General features: G+C 49.8%; 2 protein-coding genes. One reads left to right on the top strand and one right to left on the bottom strand.

Annotation, left to right across the window (positions count from 1 at the left end):
- Positions 1–73: 73 nt before the first annotated feature.
- Positions 74–2,020: a TolC family outer membrane protein gene (locus ACYX4M_RS11625; RefSeq protein ID WP_476080232.1), complete on the bottom strand. Its 1,947-nt coding sequence runs from the start codon at positions 2,018–2,020 to the stop codon at positions 74–76.
- A gap of 246 nt (positions 2,021–2,266) precedes the next feature.
- On the opposite strand from ACYX4M_RS11625, the gene ACYX4M_RS11620 reads away from it, so the two are divergent.
- Positions 2,267–17,869: a BapA/Bap/LapF family large adhesin gene (locus ACYX4M_RS11620; RefSeq protein ID WP_476080231.1), complete on the top strand. Its 15,603-nt coding sequence runs from the start codon at positions 2,267–2,269 to the stop codon at positions 17,867–17,869.
- The last annotated feature ends 18 nt before the right edge of the window (positions 17,870–17,887 follow it).

The following is a 17,887-nucleotide window of genomic DNA, read 5'->3' as shown; positions in this document are numbered from 1 at the left end:
TACGCCACCTTGTTTCTGCAAATAGGATATGTCTTCCAAGACCTTCTTTTCCTTCATATAGGCCTACACATCGCTATTCGTTAGTAGGAAGCTGGATAATAGCCGCTTCAATTCGGCGATTTCGAGCATTCGCTTCATCTGATTCTTCATTAACCAGTGGACGACTCTCTCCGTAACCAACCGCAGTAATTCTTCTTGCTTCTATATTGGCTTTGGTCGTCAGCAACGACGCAACTGCCTTTGCTCTGCGTTCAGACAAGCGCTGGTTGTATGCCGCATCGCCATCTAAAGAAGCATGGCCGTGAATGATGACGCCAGAATTGGGGTCGTTGTTGAGCGCATTAATAACGTCTTGCAGCGAATTTTCGTACTTCGGCAAAACCTCCGTCGAATTAGATGCAAATTCAATATTGACGTTGAAAGACTCTAATATATTCGCATTGTCTAACGTGAAGTCTGCAGCACTTGGCTCTGGCACCATCTCAGGCTCTTTGGCTTCACAGCCGAAATCATCTACCATAGCGCTCGGCGTTGAATCAACACAGTCATCCCATAAGTCAACAATACCGTCACTATCAGTGTCCCGTTTGAGTATATTCAACTCATCTTCAAAGTTGGTGCGAACGGCTGGGCAGACGTAGTTGGGATCATAAGTAATTTTTTCTTCCGCTTCATCTAATACATCAGGCACGCCTTCTTTTGTGATCCCTAATGTATTCGCCAAGCTCCCAGAAGCTGCAAGCAGCCTTACGCGAGCTTTTTCCAGTGTATATTGCGCCTCTAAATACGCGCGACTAGATTCGTAGTACTCATTTTCTGAATCAAGTAAATCCAGTAGTGAGCGTTCACCTATAGTAAATTGGTCCATATACGCAGACTTCACTCGGTCTGAAGATAAGCGATGAGCATTAAGTGAAGGTAGCTGCTCAGTAATATTGATAATGTCGTTATAAGCAATTTGTACCGTTTGTCTCATATCGATACAGGCTTTGTCCCGCAAGTCTTTTGCTAAATCAACCTGCGACAATGCTTGTCGAATCGCTGCTCGGTCCGAACCGCCGTTATACAAGTTATAAGAAAAATTAACGCCAACGCTCGCCTCGGTAATGGTGTTATTTAATGCAGCTTGATCTCGAGTTTGCGCACCATAACTTGCGGTCAGGTTTACCTGAGGGTGGTAAAGACTTCTTGCGCTATCAACCGCATAACGTTGTGCATCTATATTGTAAATAGCAGCGTTGAACTGAGGATTGGTGCCGTATGCACTGGTCAGCAACGATTGAATATCCGTTACATTTGCATCAACGAACGCAGAATTTATCGTTACTGATTGAAGGTTTTCAGCAGGTTTTTCGCCCACTAATCGCAAAAAGCGTGCAGTTACATCGTGTAAGTTAGATAGCTCAGTCAAAACATTAGACTCGGCTAGAGACAGACGACCACTGATTTGTTCTAAGTCAGCTCTGCGACCGACACCTGCCTCAACACTCTCTTCAATTTGTTTGAATACATCTACGTGAGTAATCAAATTTTCTTCAGCGAGCTTTAAAAGCTCCCGGAACAACTGCACGTCCATATAAGCTAGAGATGTATCAAGAGACTTCTGCTCTATTTCGCCCATTAGTTCGAAAAAGCGTACCACTTGTGCCTGCTTAAAACGCTTAACCTCACTGCTAGTTAAGAACCCATCATACAGCATTTGGGTTAACGTAATTTGCCCAGTATGCCCCATGTATTCGCGATCTAACCCATAGTTTCTGTCGGTATAAGCACTAGAGGCCAATACATCTACCTGAGGGCGAAAGCCGCCACGCGCAATATCGACATCTGACATTGCTACTTGAAGTTGTCGCCAACTGGCTTGCACTTCTGGATTTTCGTTTACTACCTTGCGTACATAGTCTTCCAAGCTGACAGACGAGTTACCAACAACATTACTTTGACCTATAGCAACATGGGCTAGCACAGCGCCAGTTGCCCCAATAATAACTCTGGTAAGCACTGATTTCATGAACTTCATATATACGTCTCACTATCTAAAAACGAGGCGACCTTTGTGTCGTTTTTCACTTTTAAAAAGTAGACGCTGTGTATCTTTCTGCAAACTTAACTCACAATTATTAGACTAAAAATTAATAAATTAGGGGTAACTACCTAGGGTTTATACCAAAGGATATGTGCCCCCGTACTACGGTCCGGTAACGAGTTGGAAAAGCCCTGCTACGCTTTTTATATAGCGTGATAATTTATTGATTGAGAGGGAAACATGGCTGAAGTGATCATTGCGGAAGTAAATGGCGAAGCTTCTTTAACTCGCGGAGAAACCGGTGAGCAGGTCAATATTATTGTTGGTATGGCAGTGGCCGAAGGCGACGAATTGAACATATCACCTGATGGATTTGTTATCGTAAGTGTAGATGGAGAACTTCGCACACTTCCAGCCGGACAAAGTGTTACTTTCCCGCTGCAATTAGACTTTACCGAAAGCAATTCTGACGATGAATTTGCTGTTTTTGATGAAAGTGTCGATGAGCTAACAGCATTACTTGACGGTGTTGACGGCGTTGATGGCAACAACCAAGAAGGTGACGCTGACTTTCTTGATGTGCTTGCTGGTGACGGAGACATTTTAGAATCGTTAGAAGCAACCGCAGCGGGTCTAGATGGCGGTGCTGGTACTGACGGCGGTAGTAATTTTGTGCGCGTTGATCGCATAAATGAAGAAGTCGATCCAGTGGGATTCCAATTCGACCAAAATGCTAATGGCAACGACGATGTTGCGCCCGTTGAGTTTTCTGAATCAGGTGAACAAGCACAAGACATTTCACTTACCCTCGACGCGATTGGCTTAACAAGCGACACCACGCCAACACTATCAGGCATTACTTCAGCAATTCCAAGCAGTACAGTCACACTAACTGTTACCGATAGTGAGGGAAATACTCAGATTGTTACCGCCATAGTACAAGACGACGGTACGTTCAGTGTAGACGTACTAAATGCACTGGCTGATGGTGAGTTCACGGTAGATGCTACCGTGTTAGAACCTACAGGTAATACTGCAGATAGTTCTACCACTGGTGAAATTGACGCCACCGCTCCAATCATTACTATTAATGCGCCGGGTTCTGATAACGACACCACACCTACCCTTTCAGGTACAACCGATGCCACTCCTGGCAGCACAGTTACGCTAACCATTACCGACAGTGCAGGCGTTACTCAAACCGTGACTGCCATTGTGCAAGCCGACGGCACCTATAGTGTTGATGTACCTGCTGAATTAGCTGAAGGCGAATTTACCGTTAACGCCAGTGTGTCCGATGAAGCAGGCAATACAGCAACTGCTGATACCACAGGGGAAATTGATACCACCGCCCCAACCATTACCATTAATGCGCCTGGCTCGAATAACGACACCACGCCTACCCTTTCAGGTACCACTGATGCCACACCGGGTAGCACAGTTACGTTAACCATTACCGATAGCGCGGGCGTTACTCAAACCGTGACCGCCATTGTGCAAGCAGACGGCACCTATAGTGTTGATGTACCCGCTGAATTAGCTGAAGGTGAATTTACGGTTAACGCCAGCGTGACGGATGAGGCTGGCAATACAGCAACCGCTGATACTACAGGTGAGATTGATACCACAGCGCCTTCGATCACTATCGACACCATAGCTACTGACAACGACACCACGCCTACTCTTTCGGGTACCACGGATGCCGCACCGGGCAGTACAGTTACGTTAACCATTACCGATAGCGCGGGCAACACACAAACAGTAACTGCCATTGTGCAGGCTGACGGCACCTATAGCGTTGATGTGCCCGCTGAATTGGCCGAAGGTGAATTTACGGTTAACGCCAGCGTGACCGACGAAGCGGGTAACACGGCAACCGCTGAAACCACGGGCGTGATTGATACCACTGCACCGTCGATCACTATCGACACCATAGCTACCGACAACGACACCACGCCAACCTTGTCAGGTACCACTGATGCTACACCGGGTAGCACAGTTACGTTAACCATTACCGATAGTGCGGGCGTTACTCAAACCGTGACCGCCATTGTGCAGGCTGACGGCACCTATAGTGTTGATGTACCTGCTGAATTGGCCGAGGGTGAATTTACGGTTAACGCTAGCGTGACGGATGAAGCAGGCAATACAGCAACCACAGACACCACAGGGGAAATTGATACTACTGCCCCAACCATTACCATTAATGCGCCTAGCTCGAGTAACGACACCACGCCTACCCTTTCAGGTGCCACTGATGCCGCGCCGGGTAGCACAGTAACATTAACCATTACCGATAGTGCGGGCAACACGCAAACTGTAACTGCCACTGTGCAAGCAGACGGCACCTATAGCGTTGCTGTACCTGCTGAGTTGACCGAGGGTGAATTTACGGTTAACGCCAGCGTGACGGATGAGGCTGGCAATACCGCAACCACAGACACTGTCGGCGAAATTGATACCACAGCGCCTTCGATCACTATCGACACCATAGCTACTGACAACGACACCACGCCTACTCTTTCAGGTACCACGGATGCCACACCAGGTAGCACAGTAACATTAACCATTACCGATAGCGCGGGCATTACTCAAACCGTGACAGTTATTGTGCAAGCGGACGGCACCTACAGCACTGACGTACCGGCTGAATTAGCTGAAGGCGAATTTACCGTTAACGCGAGCGTTACGGATGAAGCAGGCAATACGGCCAATGCTGACGCTCAGGGTGCTATCGACGTGACGGCGCCAACCATCTCATTAAACGACCCAGGAATAAATGGCGATGCTACACCCACACTTTCGGGGTTAACGGATGCCGTGCCCGGAAGCACGATAACCCTTACCGTTACCGATAGTGCTGGCGTTACTCAAACCTTTACTACCACTGTGCTTGCCGATGGTACCTTTACCGTTGAAGTTCCAAATGCGGTGGCTGAGGGTACATACAGCGTAACTGCCGAAGTAACAGATGGTGCGGGTAACACCGCACAAGCAACAGCAAGCGGCGATTACGATTCTACGAGTCCTTCGACGACCGTAAATCAACCTGCACCAACGAACGATACTACGCCAAACGTTTCTGGTGAAACCGATGCCCCTCCAGGCAGTGAAGTCGTCATTGTTGTTACAGATAGCGAGGGTAACGAACAAACAATCGTTACTACAGTGGGCGCTGACGGCACATTCAACGAAGATGTTCCAGCGGAACTTAGCGAAGGCGAGTACACGGTGGATGTTACTGTAACAACACCAGCAGGCAACAGTTCTACAACCACAGTGACTGGCGAAATTGACACCACGGCGCCGATAGTCAACCTTGATCCTATTGGCTCAACCAATGATGACACGCCGGTGATAAATGGCGACACCGACGCAGAACCGGGTTCGATAGTAACGCTAGATATCGTACATTCAGACGGCACTACGCAAACCATTACTGCAACAGTGCAAGAAGACGGTAGCTTCAGTGCTGTAGTGCCGCAAGCACTCGCAAACGGCGACTTCACGGTAACCGCTACTGTGTCTGACGATGCGGGTAATCAAGGCTCTGCGTCGACACAGGGCAACATTGATACTTCAGCACCAACGCTATCGCTTGACCCACAAGACATTGGCAACGACACCACGCCACTTATTAGTGGCACGACAGATTTGCCTCAAGGTAGCACGGTAACACTGGTCGTCACCGATAGCTTAGGTATTCAGCAAACTATTGAAGCAGTTGTTGATGAAAACGGAAACTTTAGCGCTGAAGTACCTAGCGCATTGGCGGAAGGTAACTACTCCGTTACCGCCAGCGCAACTGACGGCGATGGCAACACGACAACAGTAACCGACAATGGCGGCGTTGTAGATACCACCGCACCTACGCTTACCCTAGAAAATCCTGGCAGCACGGGTGACACAACACCTACACTTTCAGGCACCACTGACCTTCCTGAAGGAAGCACGGTTACGCTTGTCGTTACAGATAGCGCTGGAAACACGCAAACTATCAATGCTTTGGTTGATGCAAATGGTAACTTTAGCGTAGATGTGCCAAACGCACTTGCTGACGGCGACTTTACTGTGACTGCCAGTGCAACCGACAGTGCAGGCAATACCGCGAATGCCAATACAACAGGTAATGTAGATAGCGAAGCGCCGCTGTTAACCCTTGATACACAAGGCGCTACCAGCGATGTTACCCCAACTATCACAGGTACTACCGACGTGGCACCTGGCACACTGGTTACCATTACTGTGGTAGATGCCAATGGTAACTCGCAAAGTTTCCAAGCAGCCGTGCAAGCAGGCGGCACATTCAGTGCTGATGTGCCTAGCGCCCTGGATGAAGGCGACTTTACCGTTACGGCAACAGTAAGCGATGCGCAAGGTAACACCGCGACGGCAAACGAAACAAATGGAAGTATTGATACACAAGCGCCTGTTGTTAACGTTAACCCGTTAGATTCAGGTAATGACACTACGCCGGTTATTTCAGGTAATACAGATTTACCTGAAGGTGCTGTCGTTGTGATCGCCGTGACTGACAGCAATGGCGACACGCAAACCATTAACGCATTGGTTGATGCAGACGGCAACTTTGCAACAGAGGTATTGTCTCCACTGCCTGAAGGCGACTACAGCGTCGAAGTTACTGCAACAGATGATGCAGGTAATTCAACAACCACAACTGAGGACGGTGGCAATATTGACACCACCGCCCCTGTACTTACGCTAAATCCGCAGGGCACAGGCAACGATGAAACGCCTAACATATCGGGCAGCACTGATTTAGCGCCGGGAAGCACAGTGACGTTAACCGTCACAGATAGCGCTGGCAATACACAAACCTTTGACGCCATTGTGGACGCGAATGGTGACTTCAGAGCAGATGTTCCAAACGCTATACCAGACGGCAGCTACACGGTAACAGCAAGTGCCTCAGACGATGCAGGTAATACAACCACCACTTCTGATACCGGTACGTTAGATACCAGTGCCCCTACGTTGACATTAGATGCGCAAGTTTCGGTTAGCGATACTACACCAACCATTTCGGGTACGACTGACCTACCCGCGGGTTCAACCGTGACGCTTTTTGTCACTGACAGTGCAGGCAACACCCAAACCTTTACTGCACTTGTTGATGCAAGCGGTAACTTTAGTGCTGATGTCCCCGCGCCTCTTGCCGAAGGTGATTACTCAGTAACCGCTACCGCTACAGACAGCAACGGAAATAGTGCCTCTGTCACCGACAATAACGGAATCGTCGATACTGTCGCTCCTGTTATTTCGCTAGATGCGCTGGGTTCAAATAACGATACTACGCCCACCATTTCAGGCTCTACGGACTTAGCAGCAGGTGAGAGCGTAACGCTGTCGATCACCGATAACGCTGGCAATACACAAACTGTGACCGCAACGGTTGATGCAAACGGCAACTTTACTGTGGATGTACCAGCTGCACTGGCCGAAGGTGACTATACGGTTACTGCAACGGCCACCGACGATGCTGGCAACAGTGCGTCAGCCAATGCAACGGGCACCATAGACACCACTGCGCCTACCCTAACCTTAGACGCCCAAGGGTTAGGCAACGACACGACGCCAACCATTTCGGGAAGTACAGATCTAGCGGAAGGTAGCGTGGTCTCCTTGGTTATCACAGATAGTGCAGGCAACATTCAAACGGTTTCTGCAACAGTTGATTCTGCAGGAAACTTTACGGTTGATGTACCCGCGGCCCTTGCTGAAGGCTCTTACAGTGTTGAAGCTACCGCCACTGATGAAGCAGGCAACAGCACGTCGGTTCTCGATAATTCAGGTGTTATCGACATCACGCCACCTGAGCTAAACCTTGACGAATTAACGCCAGAGAATAACGCTACGCCAACCATTTCTGGCACCACAAACCTTCCAGCTGGCGCCATTGTCACACTAACGGTGGTCGACAGTGCAGGTAACACGCAAACCTTTGCCGCAACCGTACAAACCGACGGCAGTTTTGCCGCCAACGTACCTTCGCCACTAGCTGAAGGTGACTATACGGTTACCGCAACCGCTCAAGACGCGGCTGGTAACCAGGGTTCTGATTCTGAAACGGGTGGCAGCGTAGATACCACAGCACCTATTATCACTCTTGACCCGCTTGGCACAGGTAACGATAACACGCCTACTATTAGCGGAAGTACCGACCTAGCCGCAGGAAGTACAGTAACGATTACAGTAACTGACAGTGTTGGCACTGAGCAGACGTTTACTACAACTGTTGATGCTAACGGCGACTTCAGTGCTGATGTGCCTAATCCTTTGGCAGACGGAAACTTCGACGTTACTGCAACGGCGACTGATGCTGCTGGCAATACTGCTACAGATACAGTGAGCGGCGACATAAACTCTGCCGCGCCTTCCCTATCTCTTGATCCTCTTGGTTCGGGCAACGACACGACGCCGACTATTTCAGGTAACACCGACTTAGCGCCAGGTAGCACTGTAACGCTAACTGTGACTGACAGTGCTGGAAACACACAGACATTCAGTGCCATAGTGCAAGGTGATGGAAGCTTTACGGCTGATGTTCCTGCAAGCTTACCTGAAGGTGACTATTCTGTTACTGCGACCGCCACAGACGGCGCTGGCAACAATGCATCGGTAACCGAAAATGGCGGTAACATCGATACCACAGCCCCATCGATAACCATCGATACACAAGGGCTTGGCAATGATGCAACGCCGTCTATCTCTGGCACCACAGACCTCAATGCTGGCGACACGGTTAGCATAAGCGTGACAGACAACGCTGGAAATACCCAAACATTCACAGCAACCGTTCAAAACGATGGCACTTACAGTGCTGATGTTCCTGCCGATTTAGCTGAAGGCAGTTTCAGTGTGACCGTCACTGCGACTGACGATGCGGGTAATTCAGCAACGGCAATAGACAATAACGGCATCATAGATACAGCAGCCCCTACCATAACGTTAGACGCACAAGGCCTGACCAACGACGCTACACCGACTATATCGGGAACCACCGACTTGGCTGCAGGCAACACTGTAAGCATTAGCGTGACCGACAGCCAGGGCAATACGCAAACTTTCACTGCCACCGTTCAAGGGAACGGTAGCTTTAGCACTGATGTGCCGGTTGACCTTACAGAAGGCGATTACACAGTAGAAGTGACGGCGACTGATGATGCGGGTAATCAAAACACAGCGGTTGATAATAACGGTACAGTTGACACCACTCCACCTGTTATAAACTTAGATCCAGTGGCCAGCGGCAATGACGCAACGCCAATTTTGAGCGGTACTACCGACTTGCCAGAGGGAGCAACAATTACACTGGTTGTCACCGATGCAGGCGGAAATGTACAGAACCTTACCGCTACGGTAAACGCGGATGGCACTTTCTCAGTTGAAGTACCCAACGCGCTTGTTGATGGCGATTACGATGCAACAGCCAGTGCGAGCGATGCTGCGGGCAATAGCACGACAGTGACGGATAGCGGTAATATTAATGCAAACGCCCCAGACATTACCCTAGATGCCCTTGGCCAGACAAACGATGCTACCCCCCTTATTTCTGGCACAACTAACGCGCCAATTGGTGCCACTGTCACCTTAACAGTGACAGATAGTGCTGGAGCAGTTCAAACCTTTACTGCAACAGTCCAAGGAGATGGCACCTTCAGCGCAAGCGTACCGTCAGACCTGGCCGAAGGTAGCTACACAGTTGTCGCAGAAGTAACTGACGGTGCCGGAAATACAGGCTCTGACTCTGAAACTGGCGGTGTTGTAGATACCACATCACCGGCTATTGATGTGGCAGAGCAAGGCATTGGTAATGATGCAACACCAACCATTAGCGGCACGACAGACCAGCCAGTTGGAAGCACGGTTTCAATTACCGTCACCGATAACGCTGGCAATATACAAACCTTATCAGCAACCGTGCAAAGCGACGGCTCTTTTAGCGTAGACGTTCCGACCACTTTGGCTGAGGGTAGCTACACAATTCAGGCAACGGTCGTTGATGAAGCAGGCAATACAGCGTCCGACGCTGAAACCGGCCTAGTCGACACAATTTCACCTGTTATTACGCTGGACGAGCCAGGTACAGTTAGCGACTCAACCCCAACCATAAGCGGTACTGTAGATTTACCGCAAGGTTCTACAGTGCAAATAACTGTTGTTGATAGTGCGGGTAATACCCAGGAGTTCTCTGCATTGGTTGGCGCGGGCGGCGTATTCTCTGCCGATGTACCGGCGGCGATGGCTGAAGGAAACTTCACTGTTTCAGCAACCGCCACCGATGAAGCAAACAACAGTACAACCGATAACGAAGCTGGCATAGTTGATACTCTAGTACCTACACTTACTATAGATGTTGCCGATACCACTAACGACGCGACGCCACTCATTACCGGTACAACCGATGAGCCTGCGGGCTCAGTGGTTACTATTTTGGTAACGGATAGCGCCGGTGCAACCCAGACCTTAAGTGCAGTGGTACAGGCCGATGGTTCTTTCTCTATCTCCCCAGGTACGGATTTAGCTGAAGGCGACTTCACGGTAAGCGCTACCATCAGTGATGAGGCAGGTAATACAGCAACAGCGAGTGATGCTGGAAGCATAGACACTACAGCACCATCACTAACATTAACGCCACTTGAAGAAGGTAATGACACAACGCCTACCCTATCTGGTAGCACAAATCTTGCGCAGGGTAGTGAAGTTACGCTTGTGGTAACTGACAGCGCAGGAAATGTTCAAACCATCACAGTTACAGTTGATGTAAATGGAAACTTTACAGTGGATGTGCCTGCGCCTTTAGCTGAAGGTGCATACAGTGTTGAAGCCACAGCGAGTGATGAAGCGGGTAATAGCACTACCGTCGCAGACAACACAGGTATTATTGATACAACAGCCCCTGTTCTATCGTTAGATACACTAGCCCCAGACAGTGACACAACGCCTACAATATCAGGGAATACTGACCTGCCTGCAGGCGCGACAGTAACAATTACGGTTACGGATAACGCAGGTGTAAGCCAAACCTTCGATGCAACCGTTCAGGGAGACGGCAGTTTCTCGGCCGATGTGCCAAGCCCCATGGCTGAAGGAGGGTATACCGTTACCGCCGTTGCCCAAGACCCAGCAGGTAATGAGACGACTGCCACTGAAACAAACGGTAGCGTAGACACTACCGCGCCGACGATCAATTTAGATGCACAAGGCACAGGTAACGATACCACGCCAACGATCACCGGTAGCACCGATTTAAGCCCAGGTAGTTCAGTGACCATAACCGTCATCGACAGCGCGGGAGCAGAACAGACATTTACGGCTATTGTCGACAGCGTTGGTAATTTCAGCGCCGACGTGCCCAATGCAATGGCAGACGGAAACTTCGATGTTACTGCTACCGCCACTGATGCCGCTGGAAACTCGGCGTCTGATACTACCAGCGGCAATATCAATACCGCCGTGCCAAACCTAACCTTGGACGCACTTGGTACAGGAAACGACACCACCCCTACCATTTCCGGTACTACAGATATTGCGCCAGGCAGCACCGTATCCATCAGCGTTACCGATAATGCTGGTAATACGCAAACATTTGACGCCATTGTTCAAGCTAATGGCACCTTCTCTGTAGATGTGCCAGCAGCCTTATCTGAAGGTAATTATTCAGTCACCGCAAGTGCAACAGATGGCGCGGGTAATACGGCAACCGCAAACGAAAATGGCGGTGTTATCGATACTACTGCGCCAGCTGTGCCTACTGTTGATGCAGGCAACGGTACCGAAATTACCGGCACCGCCGAAGCAGGCGCTGTCGTAAACGTAGACATTGACGGAGACGGCACACCAGACTTCACCGTGATCGCTGATGGCGACGGCAATTGGAGCGTAACGCCAGATACACCATTAGCAGATGGAGTTGTAGTAACGGCAACGGCTACTGATGAAGCGGGCAACACCAGTGGGCCTGTATCTGACTCGGTAGACGCCGTGGCACCTGTTGTAACCATCAATGATGTAACGACCAACGACACTACGCCTGCACTAACGGGTACGGTTGACGATCCAACCGCCATCGTGGTCGTTACCATTAACGGTACAGACTATACCGCTACAAACAATGGTGATGGCAGCTGGACACTGGCTGACGATATCGTTGCCGCGTTAGCTGAAGGTAGCTATACCGCTACGGTTACTGCTACTGATGCCGACGGTAACACCGGAACTAACTCTGGCACTGTGGTGATTGATATCACTGCACCAGCTGCGCCTACCGTCGATGCAGGTAACGGCACTGAAATTACGGGTACTGCGGAAGCAGGGGCAACTGTAAATGTGGACGTGGATGGCGACGGCACGCCAGACTTCACCGTCATCGCTGATGGCGATGGAAATTGGTCAGTAACACCCACTACACCACTGGCCGATGGCGTGGTTGTTACGGCGACGGCGGTTGATGAAGCTGGCAATGTCAGTGCACCAGCGTCAGATACAGTAGACGCTGTTGCGCCAGTCGTTGCAATCAATGACTTAACCACTAATGACGCTACACCAGAGCTAGCCGGTACGGTTGACGATCCAAGCGCTATCGTAGTAGTGACCATTGATGGCGTGGACTACACCGCAACTAACAATGGTGATGGAAGCTGGACGCTGGCTGACGATGCAGTGGCTGCACTTGCAGATGGTAGCTATACCGCTATCGTTACTGCCACGGATGCCGATGGCAACGTGGGTTCAAATTCTGGAACGGTAGTGATTGATACTACTCCACCTGCCATACCTACTGTAGATGCAGGCGACGGCACCGAAATTACCGGTACCGCTGAAGCAGGCACAACCGTAAATGTGGACGTTGATGGTGACGGCACGCCTGATTTCACCGTCATCGCTGATGGCGACGGTAATTGGAGCATTACGCCTGATACTCCGCTTGCCGATGGCGTAATTGTGACCGTAACGGCTACTGACGCAGCGGGTAACATTAGCAACCCAGCCTCAGACACGGTTGACGCGGCAGCGCCAGTGGTTACCTTCAACGATTTAACAACGAACGATACAACGCCGGCACTTACTGGTTCGGTTGACGACCCAACAGCCACGGTGGTTGTTACCATCAATGGGGCCGACTATACCGCCACCAATAACGGTGATGGCACGTGGACACTGGCTGACGATGCGGTGGCGGCACTTGCTGAAGGTAGCTATACCGCAACGGTTACTGCAACCGACCCAGAAGGTAATGTGGGTACGAATACTGGTACAGTGGTTATTGATACCACAGCGCCAGCAGCGCCTACCGTTGAAGCGGGCAACGGCACTGAAATTACCGGCACAGCCGAAGCGGGCGCAACGGTAAATGTGGATGTAGACGGAGACGGCACGCCAGATTTCACCGTGATCGCTGATAGCGACGGCAATTGGAGCGTAACGCCAGATACACCATTAGCAGATGGAGTTGTAGTAACGGCAACGGCTACTGATGAAGCGGGCAACACCAGTGGGCCTGCATCTGACACGGTAGACGCCCTGGCACCTGTTGTAACCATCAATGATGTAACGACCAACGACACTACGCCTGCACTAACGGGTACGGTTGATGACCCAACGGCTACTGTAGTAGTCACCATTGACGGCGTTGACTATACCGCTACCAATAACGGTGACGGTACGTGGACGCTGGCCGATGACGTAGTCGCCACGCTCGCTGAAGGCAACTACACGGCAACGGTAACCGCCACAGATGTGGTAGGCAATCTTGCTACTGACGCAGGTACAGTTGTTATCGATACCAGTATTGATGAAAACAATAATGGTCAGACAGTAACGTTCGACAGCATCTCAAACGACTCTGGGGTGGCTGGAGACTTTATTACTAGCGACAGCACGCTTATTTTCAATGGAACGGTTGACCTTGGTGACAATACTACCCTAACCGTTACCGTTGATGGCACGTCCTATACCTTTGGCACGGACCCTGAACTTACCATTGATGGCAGCGGTAATTGGAGCCTTGATTTAACAGGCACAATGCTACCAGCAGGTACCTACGCGGTGGTGGCAACAGTCACCGACGAAGCAGGTAACTCGGCAAGTACGGCAAGCCAAAATGTTATCGTACAGGCTCTTGATGCAATAAACGACGGTAACGCTGTTGATATGGGCGAGCCTGTGGTCACGGTCAATCCACCTGAAACCACCAGCAACGTAGATGTTATCGGCTTAGCTGAGTCTACAGGCGGTGTTGATGCAAGTGCATCCTTTACCGTTTCTCCTAACCATGTAGGTGAAGTGCTAGTAGAAGTTGACCAAATAGCACTGGTTGCTGTTGCCGATGCCTACATTGTTGAGGTGTATGACGAGAGTGGTCAACTTGTTTACAAAGGGGTAAGCGCAGACTCACAACTTGCCGATGTCGGTGGTCTAGACATTTTCAATGTCACAGGTGATGAAACGATTACCTTCTCGTTAGCAGGCCTTGATGCTGGCAACTACAGTGTGGTGGTCCGCAATGACGAAAATATACTGGATGATTTATTAGACAATGACAACAGTAACGACGTTGACCTTAATGAACTAGGGACAGCAGGTGTCGTGCTTGGGCCCGATAACCAAACGGAAGTTCTTAATTTCGTTGAAAGCACATTAAACGGTGGAATTTTAAATGTTGTCTTGCCCGGAACCGTTGGCACGCAAGTTAGAGGGATCCTTGAAGGCCTGCTTGATACAACTACTGTAATTGGCGCAGGTCAGCTGCTTGGTCTGCTAACTACGCCAATAAATGCGCTCGGTATTACCGGTCTTCTCGACGCTGTGGCCGATGTTCTTGCTGATGCATTGCTCAGCAACACGTTAACCCTATTGCAAGACACTGACATCACCACGACATTAACCGAATACACCTACACAGGTGATTTAGTGGCCCAAGGTAACTTAATTGATGGTGATATTAGTGGTGTGGGTGCCGACACTATCCTAGATGGCGCTCAAGTAACGTTGGTTACCAACGCATCAGGCGACAGTATGGCTGTTCCTGCTACTGGTACCGTTACTATTCAAGGTAACTATGGCGTACTGGAAATTGCTGCAGACGGAACATACACCTATACCGCCGATGGCGATCGTAGTGCAATTGGTCAGGACGAAGTGTTTAATTACACCCTATCAGATGGTGAAACTTCTGATATTGCGGCGCTTACTATCACCATATCTGGCAGCGACTTCCCGGCAGTAGTCGCCCAAACCGATAACAATGATATGGAGCTAGGCGCACAAACCGCCATCGTTAATACTCCAGTTACTGATAGCGACTTGCAGGTGATTGACGTAGCAGCTGGTTCACCTGCCGCAGGTTCTCCTACCGCTAGTACAACATTTACTGTCGGAGCCGACTACTTCGGAGAGCTGGTTGTAGAGGTTAGTCAAACTGCGCTAGTTGCAGTGGCCAACGGGTATCGAGTTGATATTGTTGATGCAGATGGCAATGTAGTTGCCTCAGCGACAGCACCAGACAGCCCTCTTGTTGGTGACGCTTTAGGGTTAAATGTCTTAGGCTTGTTAGGTGATGACACCTTGGTGGCAAAGTTCTCTGGGCTCCCTGCTGGAGACTATGCGGTTGTTGTTCGTAACAGTCAAAGTACCCTTGGAAACTTGTTTGACCAAGATGGTGACGGCTCGATAACACTTGCTGAACTAGGTGATGGCGGGGTTGTTCTTGGCGAGGAAAACCAAGAGGTGATGCTAGATGCAATTGAAACTGCGCTAAATGGTGAAGCAGGTTTAGGCGTTATACCTTTAGGAACTCTAGTAAGAGAAATTATTCTTGAGCCAATCCTAGCCACCGCGGACAATATTGGAGCTGGCGATTTGGTCGGTACTATTAACTCAGGTCTTACAACGCTAGGATTAGCACAGCTGTCTGATGTTCTCATTGACGAGATTGCCGAAAACTTGCTTAGCAATACGATATCCTTGCTAGAACAAACGGATGTGACGACAACGCTGACGGAATATCAGTTTGAAGGTAGCACGACTACCTCTGGTAATGTTATTGATGCAGCCAACAGTGGTGACGTAGCAGATAGCATTGCTGAGGGCGGCGTAGTGACACAAGTTACTAATGCCAGTGGAGAGTCTGTGACCGTATTGGGTACTGGCCTATCGGGCATTACTATTGAAGGTGACTATGGCGACCTCACCATCTTTGAAGACGGGAGCTACACCTACGTAGCCAACGGCGTACGTGACGGCTTGGGTAGCACGGATAGTTTCAGGTACACCATTTCTGATGGCACGAATACCTCTACCGCAAACTTAAACTTTAATCTATCAGGACAAGGGGTGTCTGCGGACTCAGCGCGGGCAGAGCTGACCTATGATTTTGCTAGTAGCGCAGGTTTTGCTGAAGCCGAAGCGCTTGAATACACTTGGCTGATTGGCGCTCTTGGTATTGTTATTCCAATCACTGTAGATACCCAAAGCAACACGTTTACAGTAGCAACGGATACCACTATGGATCTTAACTTAACAGTGGATGGAGGCGATCTATTATCATTAGGTTCAGGACTCGACCTATTTATTGAACGAGATAACAACGGCACGTGGGAAGTTGTAGAGACATTCTCCAGCGATCAGTTAATAGGTTTATTAGGCCTCGACGGTAATGGTGTATTTACTTCTTATGGCCTAACGGAAGGTGAGTACCGAGTGACAATGGACGTAGACACAGGAGCAGTCAGTGCTCTAGGTGGCGTTAGTGTCGATTTAAGCTCAACAGTACACTTTTTAGATCAATTTGTTGTCGAAGAAATACAAACCGCTACGGGCAATCTGTTCGATAACGATATACTGTTTGGCCCAACATACGACGTAACCGTATCTACCGATGGAACTAACTTCCAAAATGCCACTGGCGGCATTACGTTAGTGGGAGATTTCGGCACGCTGCAAATTGACGAAACTGGCGCTTACACCTATACCCCGGATAACACGCAAGCCGTGTTTGGTGGGACCCTAACGGATACATTTACTTATCGTATCGAATATCCAGACGGCACTATCGAACAGGCAGAGTTCAATGTGTTTGTAACGGCATCTGGTGAAGGTGTGCCTGAAGTAGTCACGACCACTTCATCTGAGTCTGTAAGTGCGTCAGACAGCAGCGGCACCGTCGTTACCGACGAGCCTACAGCACCTGATGTCATTGATCTAACAGGGCAAACGCTTCAAACCGTTAATCTGAGTGCTGAAACTCGTTTGGTAACGCCAGAAAACGAGCCGACTGCGCCGCTTATGAGTACTGAGCCTGTCGAGAGCATTCAACCTATTGAGAGTGCGCCAGACATCATTACGCTACCTGAAGAGGAAGTGAGCACGCTTGGCACTAATGTGGGCGATGGTTTTGGCGGAGGAGACACTATTGACTTGTCTGGCACTAAGATTGATACCGTTGATATAGGTGGGCCTTTGCCTACTGTACCGAATGAAGGTACAAATCCGCTTTCACCTGATGAGGCTTCGACGCCTGAAAGCACTCTGCCTGTCGACACCATCGCGCTACCAGAAGAAGGCGATATAGTCTCTGGGGGTCCGGTGACAGAGTTTACTGTTGACGTCATCGATATTGATCTTCCCCCAGAGGAGTTGATTCTGCCGTCAACAGAACCTACTTCTGTCGATTCAAACAGTGAGGGCGCATCTCCTGATGCTAGTAACAGACTTGTAGGCGATACGTCTAAAGAAAGTGGCGGTGATGTGACAACAGCTTCTCCGACAGAGTCTGAAGTGCTGAAGACAGCGATAGATAAACTTCCACCAATGGATATCTAGTTAACTCATGAAGTCAGT

It is taken from the genome of Alteromonas sp. ABV4_150 (genome assembly GCF_056311745.1).
This window is presented reverse-complemented; position numbering and strand designations above follow the sequence as displayed.

Excerpts from the sequence above, each read along its gene's own strand:
- ACYX4M_RS11625 (WP_476080232.1), bottom strand. The coding sequence starts at position 2,020 with ATGAAGTTCATGAAATCAGTGCTTACCAGAGTTATTATTGGGGCAACT.
- ACYX4M_RS11620 (WP_476080231.1), top strand. The coding sequence starts at position 2,267 with ATGGCTGAAGTGATCATTGCGGAAGTAAATGGCGAAGCTTCTTTAACT.